This is a genomic window from Caballeronia grimmiae (assembly GCF_000698555.1).
GTDB classification, from domain to species: Bacteria; Pseudomonadota; Gammaproteobacteria; order Burkholderiales; family Burkholderiaceae; genus Caballeronia; species Caballeronia grimmiae.
Map to the genome: position 1 here is coordinate 191,101 of NZ_JFHE01000004.1, position 24,639 is coordinate 215,739.

Annotated in this window: 18 protein-coding genes; 3 read left to right on the top strand and 15 right to left on the bottom strand. The window is 63.0% G+C overall.

What is annotated here, in order from left to right:
• Positions 1-45: 45 nt before the first annotated feature.
• From BG57_RS06910 to BG57_RS06920, 3 genes are all read right to left on the bottom strand, one after another.
• Positions 46-939, bottom strand: coding sequence for a glutamate/aspartate ABC transporter substrate-binding protein (locus BG57_RS06910; protein WP_035961709.1), 894 nt, complete (start codon positions 937-939; stop codon positions 46-48).
• A 285-nt stretch (positions 940-1,224) separates the two neighbouring features.
• On the bottom strand, positions 1,225-2,517 hold the full coding sequence (locus tag BG57_RS06915; protein WP_035961710.1) for a Glu/Leu/Phe/Val family dehydrogenase: 1,293 nt from the start codon (positions 2,515-2,517) through the stop codon (positions 1,225-1,227).
• 108 nt (positions 2,518-2,625) lie between these two features.
• Entirely contained in the window at positions 2,626-3,597 is a 972-nt protein-coding gene (locus BG57_RS06920; protein WP_035961922.1) for a LysR substrate-binding domain-containing protein, read from the bottom strand.
• Between the two features lie 271 nt (positions 3,598-3,868).
• Between BG57_RS06920 and BG57_RS06925 the strand changes: the two genes are divergently transcribed.
• A complete protein-coding gene (locus BG57_RS06925; RefSeq protein WP_035961711.1) occupies positions 3,869-5,257 on the top strand; it encodes an MFS transporter in 1,389 nt (462 codons plus the stop codon).
• A 10-nt stretch (positions 5,258-5,267) separates the two neighbouring features.
• On the opposite strand, the gene BG57_RS06930 is transcribed toward BG57_RS06925, so the two are convergent.
• Both BG57_RS06930 and BG57_RS06935 read right to left on the bottom strand, forming a co-directional pair.
• Positions 5,268-5,471: a membrane protein gene (locus BG57_RS06930; protein WP_035961712.1), complete on the bottom strand. Its 204-nt coding sequence runs from the start codon at positions 5,469-5,471 to the stop codon at positions 5,268-5,270.
• 124 nt (positions 5,472-5,595) lie between these two features.
• Positions 5,596-7,482 carry an ABCB family ABC transporter ATP-binding protein/permease gene (locus BG57_RS06935; protein WP_035961713.1) on the bottom strand — a complete coding sequence of 629 codons (1,887 nt, stop codon included), beginning with the start codon at positions 7,480-7,482 and terminating at the stop codon, positions 5,596-5,598.
• 235 nt (positions 7,483-7,717) lie between these two features.
• On the opposite strand from BG57_RS06935, the gene BG57_RS06940 reads away from it, so the two are divergent.
• Positions 7,718-8,113 carry an acyl-CoA thioesterase gene (locus tag BG57_RS06940; protein WP_035961716.1) on the top strand — a complete coding sequence of 132 codons (396 nt, stop codon included), beginning with the start codon at positions 7,718-7,720 and terminating at the stop codon, positions 8,111-8,113.
• 13 nt (positions 8,114-8,126) lie between these two features.
• Here BG57_RS06940 and BG57_RS06945 read toward each other — a convergent pair whose 3' ends face one another.
• The gene (locus BG57_RS06945; protein WP_035961717.1) at positions 8,127-11,240 is read right to left on the bottom strand and encodes an EAL domain-containing protein; all 3,114 of its coding nucleotides are present in this window, start codon (positions 11,238-11,240) and stop codon (positions 8,127-8,129) included.
• Between the two features lie 171 nt (positions 11,241-11,411).
• A complete protein-coding gene (locus BG57_RS06950; RefSeq protein ID WP_035961719.1) occupies positions 11,412-11,891 on the bottom strand; it encodes a nitrate reductase associated protein in 480 nt (159 codons plus the stop codon).
• Positions 11,892-12,096: 205 nt separating this feature from the next.
• Between BG57_RS06950 and fdhD the strand changes: the two genes are divergently transcribed.
• Positions 12,097-12,924: a formate dehydrogenase accessory sulfurtransferase FdhD gene (gene fdhD, locus BG57_RS06955; protein ID WP_035961720.1), complete on the top strand. Its 828-nt coding sequence runs from the start codon at positions 12,097-12,099 to the stop codon at positions 12,922-12,924.
• Positions 12,925-12,930: 6 nt separating this feature from the next.
• Here the strand turns inward: fdhD and BG57_RS06960 are convergent, their stop codons facing one another.
• The 8 genes from BG57_RS06960 to aspS all read right to left on the bottom strand — a co-directional run bounded on the left by BG57_RS06960 (position 12,931) and on the right by aspS (position 24,631).
• Positions 12,931-13,695 carry an enoyl-CoA hydratase gene (locus tag BG57_RS06960; RefSeq protein ID WP_035961723.1) on the bottom strand — a complete coding sequence of 255 codons (765 nt, stop codon included), beginning with the start codon at positions 13,693-13,695 and terminating at the stop codon, positions 12,931-12,933.
• A 59-nt stretch (positions 13,696-13,754) separates the two neighbouring features.
• Positions 13,755-14,954, bottom strand: a complete 1,200-nt coding sequence (locus BG57_RS06965; RefSeq protein WP_035961725.1) for an acetyl-CoA C-acyltransferase — start codon at positions 14,952-14,954, stop codon at positions 13,755-13,757.
• 25 nt (positions 14,955-14,979) lie between these two features.
• Positions 14,980-17,409, bottom strand: coding sequence for a 3-hydroxyacyl-CoA dehydrogenase/enoyl-CoA hydratase family protein (locus tag BG57_RS06970; protein WP_035961726.1), 2,430 nt, complete (start codon positions 17,407-17,409; stop codon positions 14,980-14,982).
• Between the two features lie 735 nt (positions 17,410-18,144).
• The gene (locus BG57_RS06975) at positions 18,145-19,935 is read right to left on the bottom strand and encodes an acyl-CoA dehydrogenase C-terminal domain-containing protein (protein WP_035961727.1); all 1,791 of its coding nucleotides are present in this window, start codon (positions 19,933-19,935) and stop codon (positions 18,145-18,147) included.
• Positions 19,936-20,003: 68 nt separating this feature from the next.
• Positions 20,004-20,699: a TetR/AcrR family transcriptional regulator gene (locus BG57_RS06980; RefSeq protein WP_035961729.1), complete on the bottom strand. Its 696-nt coding sequence runs from the start codon at positions 20,697-20,699 to the stop codon at positions 20,004-20,006.
• A 261-nt stretch (positions 20,700-20,960) separates the two neighbouring features.
• Positions 20,961-22,241 (bottom strand): phospholipase D-like domain-containing protein, encoded by a 1,281-nt coding sequence (locus tag BG57_RS06985; protein ID WP_035961732.1) that lies wholly within the window; start codon positions 22,239-22,241, stop codon positions 20,961-20,963.
• Positions 22,238-22,714, bottom strand: a complete 477-nt coding sequence (gene nudB / locus BG57_RS06990) for a dihydroneopterin triphosphate diphosphatase (protein ID WP_035961733.1) — start codon at positions 22,712-22,714, stop codon at positions 22,238-22,240. Before nudB ends, BG57_RS06985 begins: the two co-directional genes overlap by 4 nt.
• A gap of 114 nt (positions 22,715-22,828) precedes the next feature.
• Positions 22,829-24,631: an aspartate--tRNA ligase gene (aspS, locus tag BG57_RS06995; protein WP_035961734.1), complete on the bottom strand. Its 1,803-nt coding sequence runs from the start codon at positions 24,629-24,631 to the stop codon at positions 22,829-22,831.
• Between the last annotated feature and the right edge of the window lie 8 nt (positions 24,632-24,639).

Below are 24,639 nucleotides of genomic sequence, written 5' to 3' on the forward strand. Positions count from 1 at the left end.
GAAGCAAGGCTCCTTCCGTTTCGTTCGTTCCGCTAGCCGAACCGGTTAGTCGATCGCCTTGTCGTTCGGGCTCTTGTACAGAGCCTTGATGTCGTCGCTTTCCGGGAAGTTCAGGTTGAGGTTCTTCGGCGGGATCGGGCTTTCGAACCACTTCTTGTAGATCTTGTCGGCTTCGCCCGACGTTTCGACCTTCGCGATCGCGTCGTCCACCACCTTCTTGAACTCGGGGTCGTTCTTGCGAATCATGCAGCCGTACGCTTCATGCGATTGCGGCGCGCCGACGATCACGAAATCGTTCGGATTGTTCGACTTCGCGCGCTCGCCCGCGAGCAGTGCGTCGTCCATCATGAACGCGACCGCGCGGCCGGTCGACAGCGTCAGGAACGACTCGCCGTGATCCTTCGCGCTGATGATGTTCATGCCCATGTTCTTGTCCTGATTCATCTTGCGAAGCAGGCGCTCGGACGTCGTGCCGGCGGTCGTCACGACCGTCTTGCCCTTCAGGTCCGCCCAGTCCTTCACGCCGGAGTCTTTCTTGGTCATCAGGCGCGTGCCGATCACGAAGATCGTGTTCGAGAAGGACACTTGCTGCTGACGCTCGGCGTTGTTCGTGGTCGAGCCGCACTCGATGTCCACCGTGCCGTTCTGCACGAGCGGAATACGGTTCTGCGAGGTGATCGGCGTGAGTTTCACCTTCAGGTTCGGCTGGTTCAGCTTCTGCTTGACCGCTTCGACGACCTTCAGCGCGAACTCGTGCGAATAGCCGACGACGTTTTGCTTGTCGTCATAGTACGAGAACGGAATGGACGATTCGCGATGCCCCAGCGAAATCACGCCCGTGTCCTTGATTTTCTTCAGCGTGCCTGCGTCCTGCGCATAAGCGCCCGTGGCGAACATACCAAGCGCAGCGACGAGCAGCGCAGCCTTTTTAAGTTTCATTTGTTCGATCTCCTGTGGCGAAAAACGGGCCAAGTTTAGCAGGGTAATTATTCTGAAAGAATGATTGTTAACCGCTAGTCGTCTGATTTACGAGACGGTTGGGTGCAACTCGGCGCAACTGCATGTAGGCGCGCATATTACGCGAAAAAAATGAAAAAGCGGGAGGCATTCAGAAGAATGCCTCCCGCTCGATTCAAAGCTCGTTTTCACGGCCGGTCACGCAGCCCACAGGCCGCGCCGCGCCGCGATTGCAACGGATGCTCCGCCGCACGCGATGCCCGCCGATCAGGGGTACAGGCCGCGCATTTCGCGCGCCATCAGGATGCGCGTACACGCGACGATAAACGCCGCCGTGCGTACCGATACCTGTTGTTCACTTGCAACCTGCCACACCGCTGCGAACGCTTCGCGCATGACGCGCTCGAGACGCAGGTTGATTTCGTCTTCGGTCCAGAAGAAGCTGGAGAAGTCCTGCACCCATTCGAAGTACGAGACGGTCACGCCGCCTGCGTTCGCGACCACGTCCGGAATGACGAGCACGCCCTTGTCGTGCAGGATGTCGTCGGCGGCGGTAGTCGTCGGGCCGTTCGCGCCTTCGACGATGATCTTCGTCTTGATCTTCGGCGCGTTCTCCTCGGTGATCTGCCCTTCGAGGGCGGCCGGGATCAGGATGTCGCTTTCGATGGTCCAGAACTCGTCGCGCGAGACCGGATCCGCACCCTTGAAGCCGCCGACGCCGCCGGTTTCCGCGACGTGCGCAGCCAGCGCAACGGTATCCATGCCCTTCGAGTTGAACAGCGTGCCGGTGTGATCCTGCACGGCGATGACGCGTGCGCCCGCCTCCTGGAACAGACGCGCCGCTATGCCGCCGACGTTACCGAAACCCTGCACCGCGATGCGAGCGCCTTCGATCTCCAGACCGACACGACGCGCCGCTTCCGTGCCGACGACGAACACGCCGCGGCCCGTCGCTTCCTTGCGGCCGAGCGAACCGCCGAGCGAAATCGGCTTGCCGGTGACGACGCCCGTCGCCGTCTGCCCCTGGTTCATGGAGTAGGTGTCCATCATCCACGCCATGATCTGCTCGTTCGTGTTCACGTCCGGCGCGGGAATGTCGGTGTTCGGCCCGATGATGATGCCGATCTCGCTCGTATAACGGCGCGTCACGCGCTCGAGTTCGCCGCGCGACAGCGTGCGCGGATCGACGCGGATACCGCCTTTCGCGCCGCCGTAAGGAACGTTCACTGCCGCGTTCTTCACCGACATCCACGCGGACAGCGCCATCACTTCAGAAAGCGTCACATCCTGGTGATAACGCACGCCGCCCTTGCCCGGACCGCGCGACGTGTTGTGCTGCACGCGATACCCCTCGAAGTGCGCGACCGTGCCGTTATCGAGTTCGATCGGGCAATCGACGATCAGAATGCGCTTCGGGCGCTTGAGCGTTTCGAGCCAGCGAGAGAGGGAACCGAGATAAGGCGCTACGCGATCGACCTGCCGCAGATAATTACCCCAGGGGCCGAGATCGTCGGCATGCAGATACGAGGGGATGGACTGGTCTTGCTTCGGGGAGGACATTGATGCTCCAGCGGTTGTGGAATGCATGCATTGTCGAAAAACGGCGTTTCCAAATCCAATGCCGTTTCCTTATCCCATCATGCGTTTTGTGCATAACCTCTAAAAAGCTTACGCAGCGGGCGTTTCCGCCGATGCCTTCAGCAATTCTTCACCGACTGCATCCCATAGCGCGCGCATCAGCGCCTGGCGAGGTTCGTCGCCTTGCGAGGCGAACTTGTCGCGATAGAGGCGGATTTCCATCGTCAGCGTGAACTGGCCGGCGGGGGTTCCGCGCGTTCCCCGGTCGAGCCGGATGAGCCGTCCTTCATCGACGGCATCTTCCACCGCGCTATGCGGAAGGAAGGCGATGCCGTGGCCCGCAAGCGCCATCGCCTTGAGGCCCTCGGCCATGTCGGTCTCATAGACCTTGTCGAGATGAAGACGCGCCGGCGCGGTCGCGATGATCACTTCCGTCATGCGCCCGAGATACGCGTTCGGCGTGTACGACAGATACGGCACGGGCGCATCGGCGGTGGCGGGCAGCGTGTAGCGCGCGCGGCCTGCCTTGTTCGCGGCGGAGAACGGGCTGATCGGTTCCACGCCGAGCGTGAGCATGTCGTAGCGTGCGGGATCGAGCGCGACGGGATGACTCGGATGGTGATAACCCATCACGAGATCGCAGCCGCCTTCGACGAGCGACAACACCGCGTCGTGCACGTTGAGCGCGCGCAGCCGCGTGCGGATGCGTCCGAGCCGCGACTCGATATGCTGCAGCCAGCGTGGAAAGTACGTGAGCGATAACGTATGCGGCACCGCGAACTCGATGGTCGCCGCCGGCGCGCCGCCCTGTCCGCGCAAGAGCGTGCGTGCTTCGTGGAACTGCGAGAGCATCGCGAGCGCCTGCTCGTAGAAGACTTGTCCGGCTTGCGTGAGCCGCGTCGGATAGACGGAACGATCGATCAGCTCGGTGCCGAGCCACGCTTCAAGCGCCTGAATGCGCCGCGAGAACGCGGGCTGCGTGATGTGCCGAAGCTCGGCCGAGCGGCTAAAGCTGCGCGTCTCCGCGAGCGAGACGAAGTCTTCTAGCCATTTCAGTTCCATGCTGGGTCGCGCCTTGATGTGCTTATGCGGCATTTTAGCGGGCGCGGGCGCTTCATTCGATGGCGCAGACAAGCCGCAGCGCACCATCGGCAGGCACCGGGCACGCGCAAGGTGCGGCGTCGCCAAACTCATGTCCGGCTGCAAACGCAAGCCAGCACTCGCGTGACGTCATCCGTGAAAACGTGCATCCGATTGGCACGATGCTTGCAAAAATTCGCGCCGCCGCGAAGGCATCTCTCAAGCGCGCACCTTGCTTCCACCGGAACACGCAATGTCCAATCTGATCGCGTCGCTCAAGAGCGGCAACTGGCGCTCGCTGCTCGCCTGCTTTCTCTACTTCGATACGGGCTTCACCGTCTGGGTGCTGTACGGGCCGCTTGCGCCGTTCATCGGCCGCGACGTGACGATGTCCGCCGCGCAGCAAGGCTTTCTCGTCGCGGTGCCGGTGCTCGCCGCCGCGATCCTGCGCGTGACGCTCGGCAATCTCTATCAGTCGACCGATGGCCGCCGCGTCGCGCTGATGGGCGTGCTGCTTTCGTCGATACCGTGCATCGTGCTGCCGCTCGTGCCCGGCGTGCCGTCGTATGCGCTGCTGCTGGTGCTCGGCGTGTTCCTCGGGATGGGCGGCGCGAGCTTCGCCGTCGCGTTGCCGATGGCGGGCAGCAACTATCCGCCGAAGGTGCAGGGACTGGTGCTCGGGCTCGCTGCGGCGGGCAATATCGGCGCGGTGCTCGACGGCTTCCTGTTTCCTCATCTCGCCGATGCCTTCGGCTGGAAGCTCTCAACCGCCGCCGCGCTGCCGCTGCTCGCGATCACGGCCGTCGCGCTGTATGCGTGGGCGTCGGACGCCGGCGAGAAAACCGGCAGCACGATGCGCGCGCTCGCGAGCTTCGCGGTGACGCTGGCAAGCCTCGTCGTGCTCGTGCTCGCGGTGCACGGCGGCGTGTTCGGCGCGGGCCGCGCGGGCGTTCTGCTGCTGCCGGTGATCGGCGCGCTGATCGCGATTGCCGTACTGCCGCGCCGATATCGTTCGGTGCTGGGCGAGCGCGATACGTGGGTCATCATGCTGATTTACAGCATCACGTTCGGCGGCTTTGTTGGCATGTCTTCGTATGTGACGCTGCTTCTGACGTCGCTCTATCAGATGCCGAAGCTCGAAGCGGGGCTCTTCATGTCGCTGCTCGCGTTTCTTGGCGCAATCGTGCGGCCGTTCGGCGGCTATGTGGCCGATCGCGTGACCGGCGTGCGCGCGCTGCTCGTGCTGCTGGCGGTCATCGCCGCCGCCGACTTCGCATTCGCGATCTGGATGCCGCCCGTGACCGGCGGCCTTGCGCTGCTCGTATGCCTGTATCTCGCGTTCGGGCTCGGCAACGGCTCGACTTTTCAGCTGGTGCCGCATCGCTGGAAGGGCAAGACGGGCTTGCTGTCGGGGATCGTCGGGGCCGCGGGCGGTATCGGCGGCTTCTATCTGCCGGTGATCATGGGTATCGCGAAGGAAAGCACCGGCAGCTATCAGATGGGCTTCGCGACGTTTGGCGTGCTGGCGACGTGCGCGTTCGGTGCGCTATTCATGGTGCGCGGACAATGGCTGCGCTGGTCGGCGCTGTCGGCGCAAGAGCGCGATGCAGTTGCGCTCAACGGCGCGCACGCGATGGAGTGATGCGCGACGCTCAAGGCCGGCGATCACCGTCGATTGCCGGCCAGCGGGCGAAGGCGAAGACCCACAGCGTGATGAGGTTGAGCACCGGAATCAGTCCTGCGAGCAGCCACCAGCCGGAATGCCCGGTGCGCTGAATAATCCGCACATACGGATAGCAGGCCAGGAAGCCAATGCCGATAACGATAAGCCAGTGCCAGATGCTGAGACTTCCCATTCTTTCCTCGCAGATTCGTGTGGCGAAGCGGCGCGCTCATGCGTCATCGTTCCGCATGCCTAACTAACGGGCAGCGACTATACCAGCTTCGCGCAGCCGCGCTGGATTCGCGACTGCGCGCTTGTTATCCGATGTCAACCCGCGCCGCATCCCCCTGCTCGACGACCGGCTCCGCTGCCCTCTGCTGCTGCAACGCCCACATCTGCGCGAACAAGCCGTCTGCCCGCAGCAACTCCGCGTGCGTGCCGCGCTCCACCACGCGTCCGTGATCCATCACGATGATCTGCTGCGCATGCACGACCGTCGACAAGCGATGCGCGATGATCAGCGTCGTCCGCTCGCGTGCGATCGAATCGAGTTCGCGCTGAATCGCGCGCTCGGACTTCGAATCGAGCGCCGACGTGGCTTCGTCGAAGATCAGGATCGGCGGATTCTTGAGCAGCGTCCGCGCGATCGCCACGCGCTGCTTCTCGCCGCCCGACAGCTTCAGCCCTCGCTCGCCGACCGCCGTCTCGTAGCCCGCCGGCAGCCCTTCGATGAAGTCGTGGATATGCGCCGCCCGCGCCGCCGCGATCACTTCGTCACGGCTCGCGGATGGCCGTCCATACGCGATGTTGTAGTAGATGGAATCGTTGAAGAGCACCGTGTCCTGCGGCACGATGCCGATGGACGCCCGCAGCGAATCCTGCGTGACATCGCGAATATCCTGCCCGTCGATCACAATGCGCCCGCCCGTCTCGCGATCCAGATCGTAGAAGCGGAACAAGAGCCGCCCGAGCGTCGACTTCCCCGATCCGCTATGTCCGACGACAGCGGTCGTCGTACCCGCCGCGATCGTGAAATCGACCTCATGCAGAATGGGCCGCGCCGCTTCGTACGCGAAGCTCACGCGCTCGAAACGCACCTCGCCACCGGTTACATCTAGCGGCGCCGCATTCGGCGCATCGGGCACTTCGCGGCCCGCGCCGAGCAGGGTGAACATGCGGTCCATGTCGGTCAGCGCCTGCTTCAGTTCGCGATACACCACGCCGAGAAAGTTCAGCGGGATATAAAGCTGCAGCATGAACGTGTTGATCAGCACGAGATCGCCGAGCGTGAGCCGCCCGGCCATCACGCCCTGCGTCGCGCGCCAGAGAATGAATACGAGCCCGGTCCCGATAATCGCCTGCTGTCCGAAGTTGAGCATCGACAGCGAACGCTGCGACTTGATCGCCGCCGCGCGATATCGCTGGAGGTTTTCGTCGTAACGGCGCGTTTCCCATGCCTCGTTGCCGAAGTACTTCACGGTCTCGTAGTTGAGCAGCGAATCGATCGCGCGCGAGTTGGCCTTCGAATCGAGCTCGTTCATCGTGCGCCGGTAATGCGTGCGCCACTCCGTCACCTTCACCGTGAAGCCGATATACAGGCACAACGCGACGAGCGTGACGATCGCGTAATACGCTTCGTATTTCGTCACGAAGAACGCGAGCACGAGACCGACTTCTACCAGCGTCGGCAAGATGCTGTACAGCGAATACGACACGAGTTGCTGAATGCCGCGCGTGCCGCGCTCGATATCGCGCGACATGCCGCCCGTTTGCCGTTCGAGATGGAAACGCAGCGACAGCGAATGCAAGTGACGAAACACTCTCAGGGCGAGTTGCCGAACCGCGCTCTCCGTCACCTTTGCAAAGAGCAGTTCGCGCAGTTCCGTGAAGAGTGAAGTGGAGAGCCGAACGCCTGCATACGCGACCACCAGCAGTCCGATGCCGCCGATCAGCACGATGCCGGGCGCATCGTTGGCGCGGCCGAGCGCGGTGAGATGTTGCACCGACGCCAGGCTATCGACGATGCGCTTCATCACGATCGGCACGCCCAGATTGGCGACTTTGGCGCCGATCAGGCACGTCAGCGCGAACACGACGCGCCATTTATAGGTGGTCAGATAAGGCAGCAGCGAGCGGATGGTCTGCCAGTCGTTGCGCGGACCTTGCGCGACTGGCCCCGGCTCGGAGTTCGAAGAGCGGCGCATGAGTTCGAGTTGTGAAGGCGCGTCACGCGAACATCACGTCACGGCGCGGCGTGCGACGCCTTATGTGGAGCGGGCGCACGCCGTGCGTGCTTCCCGTACAATTTGTCGAAGGCCGCGTCGCTCATGCAGTGCCGATGCGCGCGGCCTTTCCCTATACATAAGCATTGTCGCAGAAGGTTCAGGGCCACGCTCGCGCCCGCCTTCGCATCGAGCGACAGCAATCGGACTGCCTTTCATGCCTGAAGAATCGAAACTTCCTCAAAAGCCCGTGACCCTGCGCGTCGTGCCGCAGCCCGCCGATTCCAACATGCACGGCGACGTGTTCGGCGGATGGATCATGGCGCAAGTGGACATTGCCGGTTCGATTCCGGCAAGCCGCCGCGCGAATGGGCGCGTCGCGACCATCGCGGTGAATTCGTTTCTGTTCAAGAACCCGGTGTTCGTCGGCGACCTGTTGAGCTTTTATACCGACATCGTGAAGACGGGCAATACGTCGATCACCATCTACGTCGAGGTCTATGCGCAGCGCATGAGTCTCGCGGAAGAAGTCGTCAAGGTGACGGAAGCGACGCTGACTTACGTCGCGACCGACAACGATCGCCGGCCGCGTGCGTTGCCGCCGCTGGATTGAAGCCCGTTCACCGTTAATTCAAAAGCACGCCCTGCTGCAACAGCCCCGGAATGGCGTCATGCGGCATCGGGCGCGAGAACAGGAAGCCCTGCATTTCGTCGCAATCGCGCTCGCGCAGAAACTCGTGCTGCGCGGGCGTTTCGACGCCTTCCGCGATCACCTGCAATTCGAGCGAATGCGCGAGCGCGATGATCGCCGAGGTGATGGTTTCATCGTCGCCCGACGAGCCGATATCCGCGACGAACGAGCGGTCGATCTTCAGCCGATGCACCGGAAAGCGCTTCAGGTACGACAGGCTCGAATAGCCGGTGCCGAAGTCATCGATCGCGATGCCGATGCCGAGCGCCGATAGCTCCGACAGCATCGCCACCGCGTCTTCGGCGTTGCGCATGATCGCGCTTTCGGTCAGTTCCAGTTCCAGATAGCGCGGCTCGAGTCCCGTCTCTTCCAGCACGGAAGTGACGAGCGTCGCGATATCGCGCTGCTGAAAATGCCGCGCCGACAGATTCACCGACACCCGCGCGGGCGGCAGACCCGCATCCTGCCACGCCTTGTTCTGCCGGCACGCCTCGCGCAGCACCCATTCCGACAACGGCCCGATCAGCCCGCTCTCTTCCGCGACCGGAATGAACGACGCCGGCGACACGAGCCCCTGTTCGGGATCGTGCCATCGCACGAGCGCCTCGATACCGACGATCGCCCGCGTCGCCATATCGACTTGCGGCTGATAGTGCAGCAGGAACTCGCCGTCGCGCAGCGCGCGCCGCAGCCGCCGCTCCAGATTCATGCGCGCCCCGACGCTCGCGTTCATCTCCGGGTGATAGAACTGATACGTGTTGCGCCCGAGATCCTTCGCGCGATACATCGCGAGATCGGCCTTCTTGAGCACCGTCTCGGCGTCGTCGCCATCTTGCGGGAAGAGACTTGCGCCCATGCTGCAGCCGACGTAAAGCTCGGTCTCGTCGAGCCAGACGGGTTCGGATATCGCCGCTCGCGTGCGCTCCATCCAGGCGATGAGACCCGCTTCGTCGGTGATGTCGGGCAGCACGAACACGAACTCATCGCCGCCGTGGCGCGCGACGGTATCGCTCGATCGCGCCGAGCGCGCGAGCCGTTCGCCGATCACCGCGAGCAGGCGATCGCCGACGCTGTGCCCGAGGCTATCGTTGACGTTCTTGAAGCCGTCGAGGTCCATGAACACGACCGCGATCTTGGTCCCCCGCCGCCGCGCCTGTTCGATCGCCTGTTGCAGCCGGTCGCGCAGCAGGTTGCGGTTGGGCAGCCGCGTGAGCGTGTCGTAGTTCGCTTGGTATTCGAGTTGTTCCTGATAGTCCATCAGGTCGGTCACGTCGTTGATGATGCCGATGTGATGCGTCGTCAGCCCTTGCGCGTTCGGCACCGGCGCGACGAAAAGCTGGTTCCAGAAAAGCGCGCCATCCTTGCGATAGTTCCGCACGACGACGCTCGTCTCCATGTCCGCCGAGAGCGCGCGGCGAATCGACTTCAACCCTTCCTGATCCCGGTCCGTGCCATGCAGGAAGCCGCAGTTGCGGCCGATGACCTCGGCGGGATCGTAGCCCGTGATGCGCTTGAAGGCCGGATTCGCATACTCGATCACGTTCGCGCCGTTCACGACGCCGGTGATGAGAATCGCGTTCACGCTCGCGTCGAGCGCACGGCTTTGCAGACGCAGCGCGAGTTCGGCGCGCTTGCGCTCCGTCACGTCCTGGTACGAACCGAGCACGCCGATGGTATGCCCTTCGCCATCGAGCAGCGGCAGCAGGCTCGTGACGACCGTATGCAGCGTCTCGCCGACGAGCACGTCGCGCTCGAAGTGCATCTTCGGCACGGTCGTCTCGATGACTTCCTGGTCGTCGGCGCGCACCGTGTCGGCGGCGGCGGACCACGGCAGGTCATCGTCCGTCCTGCCGATGACCTGCTCGTTGTACGCGAGCCCCGCATCGCGGGCAAAAGCGTTGTTGCAGCCCAGATAACGCGATTCGCGGTCTTTCCAGAACACCCGCTGCGGAATGTTGTCGATGACCGCTTCGAGCATCTCGTTCGAGCGGCGCGCCTCGGCTTCCGCGTTGATGCGGTCGGTCACGTCGTTCGCCAGCATGAACAGCCCCGGCCGGTTCGAATAGGTCAGCGCGTGATGCGAGACGTCGGCGCTGCTCGTCGAGCCATCGCGATGCCGGTAGCGCCACACGCCGCTCGACCGCTGGCCGCGCGTCGCGCGGTCGCCGGCCTCCGCGCCGCCGCGGGCGAGCCGCGCCGCGAAACGGTCGAAGTCGTCGGCGACATGCAGATCGCGCAAGGTCATCTCCATGAACTCGGCTTCGGCGTAGCCGTAATGCTCGACCGCGGCGGGATTCACGGCGATGAAGCGCATCGTCTCCCGATCGACGATCCACATCGGCACCGGATGCGCCTCGAACATGCTGCGGAATCGCTCGTTGCTGCGATGCTTCGCCCGCGCGATGCCGAGCTTTTCGCGCGACGAACGCTCGTGGCTCACGAACAGGTAGATCAGGACGCCGCTGCCGGCGAGCATCGTGAAGGCGAGCAGCAGCATCGCGCCGCCCGAGCCGGTCGCGGAGCGGTCGAGCGCGGCGACGGTCGCCGTATCGATACGCGAACGCACGGCGGCCAGTTGTTCGTCGACCGCCTGCTGGTCCGCGCCAAGCGAAACGAACGCGGCGTCGACCCAGGTGCGCGGTTCGTCGGGAAGCGCGCGGCGGGCGCGTTCGTCGGCGAGCGTGGCGTCGGTGCGCATGGTGGCGACGCGCGCGACGAGCGCATCGAACGCGCCGGTGACACCGGGTTCCAGCGCGGTCTGGGCGCGCAGTCCGCTTTCCAGCGCGTCGAGATGCGCTTCACGCGCCTCGTGTTGCGCCACCGGCTCGACGACGCCCGTTGCCTCGAATCGGCTCAGTTGCGTGAGCGTTTCGCCGAGCGCGTCGCGATAGGCCGCGAGATCGCGCAGCAGACTCATCGAGCGCAGCGTGCGGGCATTGCCGTCGCGCAAGTCGGCGATTCGCTCGCACGCGACGAACGCATTCGCGCCGAGCGCGGCGAGCACCACGGCGATATTCACGAGCAAACGCCTGGAGAGGAAACGAGTCATGTGCGACGGGCCGATCCTGTTGTTCCGCGATGGACACGCCGATGGCGTGCGCGCGCCCACGCAAAAGCGCGGCGTGAAGCCTGGGCTCACACCGCGAGTAGTGGATCACGCAGATAACGGCAGGTTTTCGACGGTCTTTAGCGTCGCCCGAAAAGAAAAATTCCGTCCGCGTTATTCCGCCAGCCCGAACTCCCGCATCGCGGGCAGAAAGTCGTGATTGGCCTTGTCGGTATTGCGCGAGAGCTTGGCAAGCGCATAACGCTGGAACGGATCGAGCGCGGCCCAATGCGAGAGGCTCGGCGCGCTCACACCCGACAGGCTGCTCTGACGGATAACGGTCTCCGGCACTGCGTCGGCGTGCGCCCAGACGGGCTCGGGATCGCGCGGGATTCTCTCAGGCGCGGCGTTCGCGTGCGTCTTCAGCATCTCTTCGAGCGCGAGATCGAAGTTCTTCTCGACCTCGGCTTCGTCTTCGATCGGAAAGCGCGCGAGCAGCACGCGATCGTCGTAGGGGAGCATCTGCCATTGATCGAGCGTGATGCGCATGCCGAAGCGGTCGAGATTGAAGCGCACCGCAAGCGGAATGAAGCGCAGATTGTCCGAGGATTCGATCTCGAACTTGAAGAGACGGGCGGCGTCGTAAAGTCCCATGGCGATAGCCTCGTTAGTTTGAGGGGCGCGCGCCGGCGCGCATCGCCCGCTTAAGTTATTGTAGGGCCTGGTATTGGGCTCGAACCGTGCATTGTGTGCCGCTGCGTGCGCCTGTGAACGAGCGCGGGCAGCAAGTCCATGGAGCAAGCCCTATACCCGGACTCTAACGAAGTCCTCGTTCGTGCAGCAACGGAGTGCAAGTCAAGTGAATCAACTCGAAACCGAAGATCAGCCGGGCTATATCGAGCGGCAGGTGCGCAGGCATCGGCGCGGCGAGGTCGCCGTTGCAAGCGATAACGTTGGTCAGGAATGGCCCGTCGCGCTGGTGTTCAACGGCATCTCGCACGCGGTGATGATGTGCACGCCGCGCGATCTCGAAGCGTTCGCAATGGGCTTCTCGCTGACCGAGGGCATCGTCGAGCGCGGAAGCGACATTCACGATATCGAAGTCTATTACCGCGACGATGGCCACACGCTGCCGCATGCCGAAGTGCATCTGCAAGTCGTGCAGCAGGCGTTTCTTGCGCTGAAGGACAAGCGCCGCGCACTGGCGGGCCGCACCGGTTGCGGCGTGTGTGGAATAGAAAGTATCGACTTGCTCGATCTTCAGCCGGAGCGCGTGCCGGATACCGGCTTTCTGACGCGGCTTGCGCCCGATGCGATCGAGCGCGCGGCGCGCGAGTTGCCCGCGCATCAGCGTTTGACGAAGCTGACGGGCGGGCTGCACGCTGCCGCCTGGTGCGACGACACCGGCGCCGTGCGATTCGCGTTCGAAGACGTGGGACGGCATAACGCGCTCGACAAGCTCATCGGCCAGCTCGTGCTGCAGCGCGTGGATACGACGCAGGGCTTCGTGTTCCTGTCGAGCCGCGCAAGCTACGAGCTCGTGCGCAAGTCGGCGCGCGTGGGCGTGCCGATGGTCGTCACCATCTCCGCGCCGACATCGCTGGCCATCGGCATTGCGAAGCAGGCGGGTTTGCGGCTGGTGAGCTTTGCGCGCGAGAACAGCTACGTGGAGTACGACGTGGAATGACAAACTTCACTGAAACTTCGTGAAATCCGCCTTCCGCTTCTCGAAGAACGCCGCAAACGCTTCCCGCGCTTCCGGCGCGACGAGCATCCGCGAGAAGTGCGCCGCTTCCTCGTCCATGCGTGCGAGCACTTCAGCCGACTGCTCGCCTTTCATCAGCGCTTTCGTCGCACGCAGCGAGGCGGCCGGCAGCGCCGCGAGCCGCCGCGCGCGCTCGAACGCGTAGGCATCGAGTTCGGCGGCATCGACCACGCCGTTGACGAAGCCCATGCTCACCGCTTCATCGACGCTGAACGCTTCGCCGAGCAGCAGCTTTTCCGCCGCACGCTGATATCCTGCGATGCGCGGCAGCAGCAGACTCGACGCCGCCTCCGGACACAACCCAAGCTGCACGAACGGCAGCGAGAACTTCGCGTTCTTTGCGGCATAGACCATGTCGCAATGCAGGAGCATCGTCGTGCCGACACCGACCGCCACGCCCGATACCGCCGCAACGACGGGCTTCGGCATGCCGGACAGCCGCCGCAGGAACTGGAACACGGGCGCGTCCTGCTCCTTCGGCGGGTCGTTCAGAAAGTCTTCGAGATCGTTGCCCGCGCTGAACGCGCCGCCGTTGCCGCGCAGCAGAACGGCGCGCACGGCCGGGTCCTTCTCGGCTTCGTAGAGGCCGTCGGCCATTTCCTGATACATCGCCGCGGTGATCGCGTTCTTCTTTTCAGGACGATTGAGCACGATGCTCAGCACGCCTTGCGCGCGTTCGATGACGATATCCATTCCGCTGTCTCCTTCCGATGGCGGCGTCCGCGAGCATCGCGCCCGCGGACGGTTCAAGGTCAAACGCGCTCGATGATCCCCGCCGCGCCCATGCCGGTGCCGACGCACATCGTCACCATGCCGTACTTCAGGTTGCGGCGGCGCAGGCCGTGAACGACCGTTGCCGAGCGGATGGCGCCGGTCGCGCCGAGCGGATGCCCGAGCGCGATGGCCCCGCCGAGCGGATTCAGCTTCGACGTGTCGAGGCCGAGATCGTTGATGACCGCGAGCGATTGCGCCGCGAACGCCTCGTTCAGCTCGATCCAGTCCATATCGTCCTGCTTGAGCCCTGCTGCCTTCAGCGCGGCCGGAATCGCTTCCTTCGGCCCGATGCCCATGATCTCCGGCGGCACGCCGCGCACCGCAAAGCTCACGAAGCGCGCGAGCGGCGTCAGGTTGAACTGCTTCAGGATCTTTTCCGACACGACGATCAACGCGCCCGCGCCATCCGATGTCTGCGAGCTGTTGCCCGCCGTCACCGAGCCTTTGTTCGCGAACACGGCGCGCAGTTTCGCGAGACCTTCGAGCGTCGTATCGGCGCGCGGGCCTTCGTCGAATGCGATCTCGCGCGCATTCGCGCGCACTTCGCCGCTTTCGAGATCGGGAAAGCGCTCGTTGAGCATGTATGGGGCGATTTCATCGGCGAATTCGCCCGACTGCTGCGCGGCCAGCGCACGGCGATGCGACTCCACCGCGAACGCGTCCTGGGCCTCGCGGCTCACCTTCCAGCGTTCGGCCACTTGCTCGGCCGTCAGCCCCATGCCGTAAGCGATGCCGATGTCCTCATTGCGATCGAAGATATGCGGCGACAGCGACGGCTTGTTGCCCATCATCGGCACCATGCTCATGGATTCGCAGCCGCCCGCGATGATCGCGTCGGCCTCGCCCACGCGGATGCGGTCCGCCGCCATCGCGAGCGCCGTCAGCCCCGATGCGCAGAAGCGGTTCACCGTCACGCCGCCGACCGTCTTCGGCAGCCCGGCGAGCAGTGCGCCCATGCGCGCGACGTTCAAGCCCTGCTCCGCTTCCGGAATCGCGCAACCGACGATCGCGTCTTCGATCACGTTGGTATCGAGCCCCGGCACTTGCGCGACGGCCGATCTGATCGCGTGGACGAGCAGTTCGTCCGGACGCGTGTTCCTGAACACGCCGCGCGGCGCCTTGCCGATCGGCGTGCGGCTCGCGGCGACGATGTATGCTTCCTGAAGTTGTTTGCTCATATCAAGCTCCGATGTTCCGCGCGCCTTAGTTGCGAACCGGCTTGCCGGTCTGCAACATGCCCATGATCCGTTCCTGCGTCTTCTGCGTGCCCAGCAGTTCGATGAACGCCCGGCGCTCGAGCGCGAGCAGCCATTCTTCGTCCACGAGACTGCCGCCTTCGACGTCCCCGCCACACACCGCTTCCGCGATACGGCTCGCGATCAGGAAGTCGTGCGCGCTGATGAAGCGTCCATCGCGCATGTTGACGAGCGACGCCTTGATCGTCGCTATCGCCGAGCGGCCCGCGACCGGCACTTGCTTCACGCGCAACGGCGCGCGATAACCCGCGTCCGACAGCGCCCGCGCTTCCTTCTTCGCGATGTCGAGCAATTCGTGCACGTTGAACACGATGGTGTCCGACGGCTTCAGGTAGCCCATCGCGCGTGCTTCGAGCGCGGAGCCGGAGACTTTCGCCATCGCCGCGTTCTCGAACGGCTTCTGCAGGAACTTGAGCAGATCGCTCGTTGCGTTGACGGCGCTCGCGGCTTCCGCTGCGCGCAACGCGGCTTCCTTCATGCCGCCGCCCGCCGGCACGAGACCGACGCCCACTTCCACGAGCCCGATGTAGCTTTCGACATGCGCGACGCGCTTCGCCGAATGCAGCAGCAGTTCGCACCCGCCGCCGAGCGCAATGCCCGATACCGCCGACACCACCGGCACATTCGCGTACTTCACGCGCAGCATGCCTTGCTGGAACTTCTTCACGAACGGCTCGATGCCCTTCGCGCCGCCCATCATGAAGGCGGGCATGGCTTCTTCGAGATTGGCGCCTGCCGAGAACGCGCCGCCCGGCGTGCCGAGCGTGAGCGACGCCGGCTGCCAGATGATCACGCCGCGATATTCCTTCTCGGCGAGTTCGATGGCTTGCGTGAGTCCGTCGATGACACCGGGACCGATGGTGTTCATCTTCGTCTTGAACGAGACGATCACGACATCGCCCTGAGCATCGTCGAGCCAGGCGCGCACGGCATCGGTTTCGAAGAGCGTCTTGCCGTAGGTCTTGGGATCGGCGCCGGTTTCACCGATGAGCGGTGCGCGGAACACCTGCTTGCTGTAGACGGGCAGCGTCGAGCGCGGCTCGAAGCGCTTCGACTTCGGCGACCACGATCCTTCGTCGGTATGGACGCCGCCTTTCTCCGCGACGGGGCCGTCGAGCACCCACGCGGGCAGCGGTGCGCTGGAGAGCGCCTTGCCGGCGTCGATGTCTTCCTGCACCCACTTCGCGATCTGCTGCCAGCCGGCTGCCTGCCAGCTTTCGAACGGTCCCTGGCTCCAGCCGAAGCCCCAGCGGATGGCGAGATCGACGTCGCGCGCGTTGTCCGCGATCGATTCGAGATGCACCGCAATGTAGTGGAACACGTCGCGGAAGATGGCCCACAGAAATTGCGCCTGCTTGTTGTCCGTTTCGCGCAGCAGCTTGAAGCGTTCGGCGGGCGGGCGCTTGAGAATGCGGCCGATGATCTCGTCCGCCTTCGCGCCGCCATCGACGTATTGCGCTGTTTTCGGGTCGAGGACCTTGATCGCCTTGCCTTCCTTGCGATAGAAGCCTGCGCCGGACTTTTGGCCGAGCGCGCCGTTCTTCACCAGTTCGGCGAGCACGGGCGGCGTCGTATAGACGGGGAAGAACGGATCGTCGGCGAGGTTGTCCTGCATCGTCTTGATGACGTGGGCCATCGTGTCGAGGCCGACGACATCGGCGGTGCGGAAGGTTGCGGATTTCGCGCGGCCTAGGCGTGCGCCGGTGAGATCGTCGACTTCGTCGAAGCGCAGGCCGAACTTTTCCGCTTCGGCGATGACGGCGAGGATCGAGAAGACGCCGACGCGGTTCGCGATGAAGTTCGGCGTGTCCTTGGCGCGCACGACGCCTTTGCCGATGACGCTCGTGAGGAACGTTTCCAGTTGATCGAGGATTTCCGGTTTCGTCGATGCGGTCGGAATGAGTTCGACCAGATGCATGTAGCGCGGCGGATTGAAGAAGTGCACGCCGCAGAAGCGGGATTTCAGTTCTTCATCGAAGCCGTTCGACAGTTCGGTGATCGAGAGGCCGGACGTGTTGCTGGCGAAGATCGCGTGCGGTGCGATGTGCGGCGACACTTTCTTGTAGAGATCGTGCTTCCAGTCCATGCGCTCGGCGATGGCTTCGATGACGAGATCGCATTCTTTCAGTTGCTCGATGTCGTCGTCGTAGTTGGCCGCTTCGATGTATTGGGCGTCGTCCTTGATCCCGAGCGGCGCTGGGGACAGCTTCTTGAGGTTCTCGATTGCCTTCAGCGCGATGCCGTTCTTTGCGCCTTCCTTGGCGGGAAGATCGAACAGCAAGACGGGCACGCGGGCGTTGATCAGATGCGCAGCGATCTGCGCGCCCATCACGCCGGCGCCGAGCACGGCGACTTTGCGGATGTTCAAGGTGCTCACTTGGTGTACCTCTCCGGTTGGGGGTTTTTTGCTTTCGCGGCGCGTTAAGGTTGGGTTGATGCGTTAGCTTGCGTTTTGTTTCAGTAGCCGCCTCCCCGGCGGGGGGGTCACTTTCTTGGCTGTCGACCAGAGTTGGCGCTTTAGCGCCTTACTCTGGTCCCATGCAAAGAAAGTAACCAAAGAAAGCAGCTTTTTCTGAGCTGCCCTAAGCAACAACAATGCAACCACTTCGTAGAACATCCGTGGCACTCAGCTTGACAAAGCCTTGAATCACCTTCCGCGCCCGCTGAGCGCCACGTCCTGCGAGCCCCTTGGCTCGTAAACACCGAACGTATTTCACTGCCTCGCCACTCTCGATTGCTTCTGTACTTTCAATGCCGAGCAGTACGCGGCTTAGAAGTTCGTCGCTCGTGCTGCGCTTCAAAGGTTGCGTCCACGTCAACCGCCCGTTGGTTTTGTCGAGCCAAGGGGCTCGGAGGACGTGGCGCTCAGCGGGCGTGGAAGGTGATTCAAGGCTGCCAATTAATTCGAGTGCCACCGATCTTCTACGGAGTGGTCACGCATACTGTGCTTCGGGCCAAAAAAGCTGCTTTCTTTGGTTTCTTTCTTTGCATGGGACCAGAGTAAGGCGCTAAAGCGCCAACTCTGGTCGACAGCCAAGAAAATGACCCCCGCCCCGGGGAGGGGCGCACTAATAGACCGACACGAATACAAGTTTCAAAAAACGAAGAAACCTCAAAACCAAGCCTCATCAAACTCCATCAAAGACTTAGCCCCCGAGCGCGCAGCGCGAATAGTAGAAGCGGTCTCAGGCAGCAGCTTGGCAAAGTAGAACCGCGCAGTAGCCAGCTTGGCAGCATAAAAAGCATCAGAAGAGGAACCTGCGCGATCCAGCGCCACCTTGGCCATCCGAGCCCAGAAATAAGAAAACACCAGATGCCCGACAGTCCGCATGTACGGCACGGCAGCAGCCCCGACTTCATCAGGATTCTGCATGGCCTTCATGCCGATCTCCATCGTGAGCTTCTGCACCTTCTCGCCGATATCGGCAAGCGGATTGATGAACTCTTGCATCTCGGGCTTGATGCCTTCTTCTTCGATGAATGCCGCCACCACCTTGCCAAAAGCCTTCATCTTCACGCCCATGTCGCCGAGAATCTTGCGGCCAAGGAGATCGAGCGCCTGAATCGAATTCGTCCCTTCGTAGATCATGTTGATGCGCGCATCGCGCACATACTGCTCCATGCCCCATTCGGAAATGAAGCCGTGTCCGCCGTAAATCTGCACCGCGAGATTGGTGCCTTCGAACGCGTTATCGGTGAGAAACGCCTTGATCACAGGCGTCAGCAGCGCGACGAAATCCGCCGCCTCGCGGCGCACCGATTCATCCTCGTGCGACAGTTCCTTGTCGATATTGAGCGCCGCCCAATACGCGAACGCACGCCCCGCCTCGGCATACGCCTTCTGCGTGAGCAGCATGCGGCGCACGTCCGGATGAACGATGATCGGATCAGCCGCCTTGTCCGGCGCCTTGGGACCGGTGAGCGCGCGCATCTGCAGACGCTCCTTCGCATACGCGAGCGAGTTCTGATACGCCACCTCCGTCAGCCCCAGCCCCTGCATGCCGACGCCCAGACGCGCCGCGTTCATCATCACGAACATGGCGTTCAAGCCCTTGTTCGATTCGCCGACGAGCCAGCCCTTCGCGCCATCCAGGTTCATCACGCAGGTGGCGTTGCCGTGGATGCCCATCTTGTGCTCGATCGACCCGCACTTGATGCCGTTGCGCTCGCCGATCGCGCCGTTCGCATCCGGAACGAACTTCGGCACGATGAAGAGCGAGATGCCCTTCGTGCCCATCGGCGCGCCGGGCAGACGCGCCAGCACCAGATGCACGATGTTCTCCGCCATGTCGTGCTCGCCGCTCGAAATGAAGATCTTCGTGCCGGTGAGCGCGTAGGAGCCATCGCCGTTCGGCTCGGCCTTCGTGCGCAGAATGCCGAGATCGGTGCCGCAATGCGGTTCGGTCAGGCACATGGTGCCCGTCCACACGCCTTCGACCAGCTTCGGCAGATAAACCGACTTCTGCTCCGGCGTGCCATGCGCGTGCAGGCACTCGTATGCGCCATGCGACAGGCCGGGGTACATCGTCCAGGCCTGATTTGCGGAGTTCAGCATTTCGTACAGCGCATTGTTGACGAACGCAGGCAGGCCCTGTCCGCCGAATTCGGGATCGCAGCCGAGCGCGGGCCAGCCCGCCTCGACGTACTGGCGATACGCCTCTTTGAAGCCCGACGGCGTCTTCACGACGCCATCGCCCTCATACGTGCAGCCCTCGCGGTCGCCCGACTGGTTGAGCGGAAACACGACCTCCGAACAGAACTTGCCGGCTTCCTCGAGCACCTGATTGATGGTGTCCGCATCCAGCTCGGCATGCTTCGGCATGCGCTTCAGTTCGGCTTCGACATTCAGCAATTCGTGCAGTACGAACTGCATGTCGCGAAGGGGGGCGGCGTACTGTCCCATGAGTCTCTCCAGTTACTCGAGCTTGGTCGTTGCGCGCCGCCGAACCCTTCACGATTCAGCCAGCGCCGCTAACGACTCCCGTGTTGATGCGAAGTCAGGTTCGCCGACACACTCGCGCCTCCCAGTGCGCCCGGCTCGATTGCCTGCCGTGCGCCGCCATCGGCGGATATGTTCGACGTCTGATACGAAACGATCGTCTTCTCCAGCGCGTCCCGCGTCAGTTGCACGGCCCCCGGCATGTGCAGGAAACGCGCGTCGTGATGCAGGCCGAGCGTGAAGCTGTACAACTCGAAAAGCATCAGTTGCGGATCCGTCTCCGGTTTCAAATGCCCTTCGTCCTTCGCCTGGCGAATCGCCCGCAACAGCGCCTCGCGCCAGGTGGTCACGCTGTTCACGAGCTGCTCGCGCACCGCACTCGCCGCGCGGTCGTCATACTCGACCGCCCCGCTGATGTAGATGCAGCCCGTCGTCACTTCCTCGATGCGCTTCTCCATCCAGCGGCTCATCATCGCCCGCAATCGCGGCAAGCCGCGCGGTTCGCGCAAGCTCGGGAAGAACACTTCGTCCTCGAAACGGCGGTGGTACTCGCGCACCACTTCCACTTGCAAGTCCTCGCGTGAGCCGAAATGCGCAAACACGCCGCTTTTGCTCATTTGCATCCGCTCGGCCAGAAGGCCGATCGTCAACCCTTCCAGCCCGTCCCGGCTTGCCAGATCCAACGCTGCGTCGAGAATCGCGGCCCGCGTCTGTTCGCCTTTTCGCATGATCCCTACCGTCCTCTCGTGACCCGATTGAAAACGAACGGCCGTTCTATTATTGTCGCCGATCGCCGGTGAAACAAGCAATTTATTAGAAAGCCATTTCTAACTCTTAGTCGAAGTCAATGAGACGAATCTCAAACTCGACCTGATGATTGTCGCTTTTTATGCATGGACTGCATGTAAGTGACTGCCCGACTTCCCATTTCGTGGGAGCATACTTGACGCCCGGCATCTATTCTGCCTCGCTCCCTGCCTTTTCTGGTTTTAATCGTATTGGCCGATGGTGATCACTTTCATCATCGCGCGGTAGCTGTTGTAGGCGAGCCAGCTCAAAACGCGTTCGGTTAGCGGACGCGAAGCGTAACGCTTTTCGTCGATGCGGCTGGCTTCGTCAAACGCCTGAAGAATGGCGTCGTGCAATCCCGCGATCTCCGGGTGATTGACGAGCACCATGTTCGCTTCGTTGTTCAGGACGAGCGAGAGCGCGTCGAGGTTCGAGGAGCCGATCGTCGCCCAGTCGGCGTCCACGACAGCGACCTTGCCATGAAGCATCGTCTTTTCATACTCGGCGATGCGCACGCCGTGCTTTAGCAGGTTGCCATACAAAAAAGGCGTCGCGTAGTCGAGCGCGACGAATTCCTTGCGCCCGATCACGAGGGAAACGCGCACGCCGCGCTGCGCCGCGTAAACGAGCGCGCGCCGCAATTTGCGGCCCGGCATGAAGTAGGGATTGGCGAGCAGCACTTCGCGCTCGGCATGAGCGATAGCCCGCAGGTAGGCCTTCTCGATGGCGCGGCGGTTCAGCAGATTGTCGCGCGCGACGAACGCAACGCACGGGCGGTCCACCGCATGAATTTCGCCTAGGCGCGCACGCTGGCGTGCACGCCTCGCACGGCGCGAGCTCCATCGGCTTTGCGGCGGCTCCGCATCGCAGTCCGCCGTACGCGGCTCGCGCGGCTTGACGCCAAGCCGGATGCGGTCCCATTGCACGTCGAACGCATCGCGCACGTCCTTGACGACGGGCCCCTTCGCTTCCATCGCGAAGTCCCAGCGCGGCTCCTCGAGTCGCGTTCCGTTCTGGTCGAAGTCATCGACGATATTGATGCCGCCGCAAAACGCGTAGGTACCGTCGATGACCGCGAGCTTGCGATGCGTGCGCGAAAAGCCAAGCGGCCCGAACAGCAGATGCGGGTTGTAGATGCGATGATCGACGCCGCTTTCCTTCCACTGCGCAAACATCGGCAGATTGCGTTCGGTGCCGACGCCATCGGTAATCACGCGCACCGTCACGCCGCGCACCGCCGCGCGCACGAGCGCATCGGAAACGGCGCGGCCGCTGTCGTCGTTGGCGAAGATATACGTTTCGAGCGACACGTACTCCTGCGCATGGTCGATCCGCTCGATCAGCGCAGGAAAAAACTGCACGCCGCCTTGAAAAATGCGCACCTCGTTGCCGACGGTGAAGCAAAGCCGTGGCGGACGCCGCCCGGAAAACAGCGCCTGGCGCAACCGTTTGAATTTGCGCCGCGGCCGAACACCGATCATCGGCTATGCGCCGCGAGGCGCTCGGGCAGTTGGAGGATCGCTTCGCGGTTCGACCACGAGAAGCAGCGGTCGGCGGCTTCGCGCAGCGGCAGCCAGAGATGGGACGTGTGTTCGCGCGGCGCGAGTGTCACTTCCAGACAGTGCGGCACACAGAGACTGAACTGGTGTTCTGTGTTGTGCATGACGCCTTCCGCATAACGATGCCGCCACTGTGGATAGATTTCGTACTGGATGCTGTGATGCCAGTCGAGCAGCGCGGCGTGCGGCACGAGCGGGCTGCCGATGATGATTCCCGTCTCTTCCTGCACTTCGCGCGCGGCAGTCTCGATGAGCGGTTCGTCGATCGTGTCTTTCGAGCCTGTCACGGATTGCCAGAACCCTTTGTGGTCCGCGCGCTCGATGATGAGGACATCGAGGTCGGGCGTATGAATGACGACCAGTACCGATTCGGGGATTTTGGACGGCTTCTGCATGACGTGAGGAACGCGCTTTCGTTATGTCTTTGGCCCGGAAACTGTAACGCAAAAAACGAAAAAGGCGCGGGCCAAAACGGTCCCGCGCCTTTCTCATTCCGACAAATGCGACGCTTACTGCGCTTTCTGCTCCGGCTGACGCAGACGGATATGCAGTTCGCGCAACTGGCGCTCGTCCACTTCGCTCGGCGCTTGCGTGAGCAGGTCCTGCGCGCGCTGCGTCTTCGGGAAGGCGATGGTGTCGCGGATCGAATCGGCGCCCGACATCAGCGTGACGACACGGTCCAGACCAAACGCGATGCCGCCGTGCGGCGGCGCGCCGTACTGGAGCGCGTCGAGCAGGAAGCCGAACTTGAGGCGCGCTTCTTCCGCGCCGATCTTCAGCGCGCGGAACACCTTGCTCTGCACGTCTTCCTGGAAGATACGCACCGAACCGCCGCCGATTTCCCAGCCGTTCAGCACCATGTCGTACGCCTTGGCGAGGCAGCGGGCCGGATCGGTTTCGAGGTATTCGAGGTGCTCGTCCTTCGGGCTCGTGAACGGATGGTGCGCGGCCACGTAGCGGTTCTCTTCCTCGTCGTACTCGAACATCGGGAAGTCGATCACCCACAGCGGCTTCCAGCCGGTTTCCAGCAGACCGTTCGACTTGCCGAATTCCGAATGACCGATCTTCAGGCGCAACGCACCGAGACTGTCGTTCACGACCTTCGCGCGATCCGCCGCGAAGAAGATGATGTCGCCGTTCTCGGCGCCGGTGCGCTCCATGATCGCAGCGAGCGCGGCGTCATGCAGGTTCTTGACGATCGGGCTTTGCAGGCCGTCGCGGCCCTTGGTCTTGTCGTTGACCTTGATCCAGGCCAGGCCCTTCGCGCCGTAGATGCGCACGAATTCCGTGTAGCCGTCGATATCGCCACGCGACAGCTCGCCGCCCTTCGGCACGCGCAGCGCAGCAACGCGGCCGTCCTTGGAGTTCGCCGGCATGCTGAACACCTTGAAGTCGACGTCGCGCACGGCGTCGGTCAGGTCGGCGAATTCGAGCTTCACACGCAGGTCGGGCTTGTCGGAACCGAAGCGGCGCATCGCTTCCGAGTACAGCATCACCGGGAATTTCTCCGGCAGTGCGACGTCCATCGTCTCCTTGAAGACGTGGCGGATCATGTTCTCGAACAGATCGCGAATTTCCTGCTCGGTGAGGAACGAGGTTTCGCAGTCGATCTGCGTGAATTCCGGCTGCCGGTCGGCGCGCAGGTCTTCGTCGCGGAAGCACTTTGTGATCTGGTAGTAACGGTCGAAGTTCGCGACCATCAACAATTGCTTGAACAATTGCGGCGATTGCGGCAACGCGAAGAACTGGCCCGCGTTCACGCGCGACGGCACGAGATAGTCGCGCGCGCCTTCCGGCGTGCTCTTGGTGAGCATCGGCGTTTCGATGTCGATGAAGCCCTGTTCGTCCAGATACTTGCGCACTTCCATTGCCACGCGATAACGCAGACGCAGGTTCTTCTGCATCTGCGGGCGGCGCAGGTCCAGCACGCGATGCGTGAGGCGCGTGGTTTCCGAGAGGTTGTCGTCGTCGAGCTGGAACGGCGGCGTGACCGATGCGTTCAGCACCGTCAGCTCATGGCACAGCACTTCGATCTTGCCGCTCGTGAGGTTCGCGTTGGCCGTGCCTTCCGGACGGTTGCGCACGACGCCCTTCACTTGCACGCAGAATTCGTTGCGCACGCCCTCCGCGACGCTGAACATCTCGGCGCGGTCCGGATCGCAGACGACCTGAACGAGCCCTTCGCGATCGCGCAAGTCGATGAAGATAACGCCCCCGTGATCGCGGCGGCGATGGACCCAGCCGCACAGCGAGACGGTTTGGCCCAGCAGGGCTTCGGTCACCAGACCGCAATATTCAGATCGCATCGACATGATGTGTG

Bases quoted from the DNA above. Each gene is read 5' to 3' on its own strand.
- BG57_RS06910 (WP_035961709.1), bottom strand. From the start codon at position 939: ATGAAACTTAAAAAGGCTGCGCTGCTCGTCGCTGCGCTTGGTATGTTC.
- BG57_RS06915 (WP_035961710.1), bottom strand. From the start codon at position 2,517: ATGTCCTCCCCGAAGCAAGACCAGTCCATCCCCTCGTATCTGCATGCC.
- BG57_RS06920 (WP_035961922.1), bottom strand. From the start codon at position 3,597: ATGGAACTGAAATGGCTAGAAGACTTCGTCTCGCTCGCGGAGACGCGC.
- BG57_RS06925 (WP_035961711.1), top strand. From the start codon at position 3,869: ATGTCCAATCTGATCGCGTCGCTCAAGAGCGGCAACTGGCGCTCGCTG.
- BG57_RS06930 (WP_035961712.1), bottom strand. From the start codon at position 5,471: ATGGGAAGTCTCAGCATCTGGCACTGGCTTATCGTTATCGGCATTGGC.
- BG57_RS06935 (WP_035961713.1), bottom strand. From the start codon at position 7,482: ATGCGCCGCTCTTCGAACTCCGAGCCGGGGCCAGTCGCGCAAGGTCCG.
- BG57_RS06940 (WP_035961716.1), top strand. From the start codon at position 7,718: ATGCCTGAAGAATCGAAACTTCCTCAAAAGCCCGTGACCCTGCGCGTC.
- BG57_RS06945 (WP_035961717.1), bottom strand. From the start codon at position 11,240: ATGACTCGTTTCCTCTCCAGGCGTTTGCTCGTGAATATCGCCGTGGTG.
- BG57_RS06950 (WP_035961719.1), bottom strand. From the start codon at position 11,891: ATGGGACTTTACGACGCCGCCCGTCTCTTCAAGTTCGAGATCGAATCC.
- BG57_RS06960 (WP_035961723.1), bottom strand. From the start codon at position 13,695: ATGGATATCGTCATCGAACGCGCGCAAGGCGTGCTGAGCATCGTGCTC.
- BG57_RS06965 (WP_035961725.1), bottom strand. From the start codon at position 14,954: ATGAGCAAACAACTTCAGGAAGCATACATCGTCGCCGCGAGCCGCACG.
- BG57_RS06975 (WP_035961727.1), bottom strand. From the start codon at position 19,935: ATGGGACAGTACGCCGCCCCCCTTCGCGACATGCAGTTCGTACTGCAC.
- BG57_RS06980 (WP_035961729.1), bottom strand. From the start codon at position 20,699: ATGCGAAAAGGCGAACAGACGCGGGCCGCGATTCTCGACGCAGCGTTG.
- BG57_RS06985 (WP_035961732.1), bottom strand. From the start codon at position 22,241: ATGATCGGTGTTCGGCCGCGGCGCAAATTCAAACGGTTGCGCCAGGCG.
- nudB (WP_035961733.1), bottom strand. From the start codon at position 22,714: ATGCAGAAGCCGTCCAAAATCCCCGAATCGGTACTGGTCGTCATTCAT.
- aspS (WP_035961734.1), bottom strand. From the start codon at position 24,631: ATGTCGATGCGATCTGAATATTGCGGTCTGGTGACCGAAGCCCTGCTG.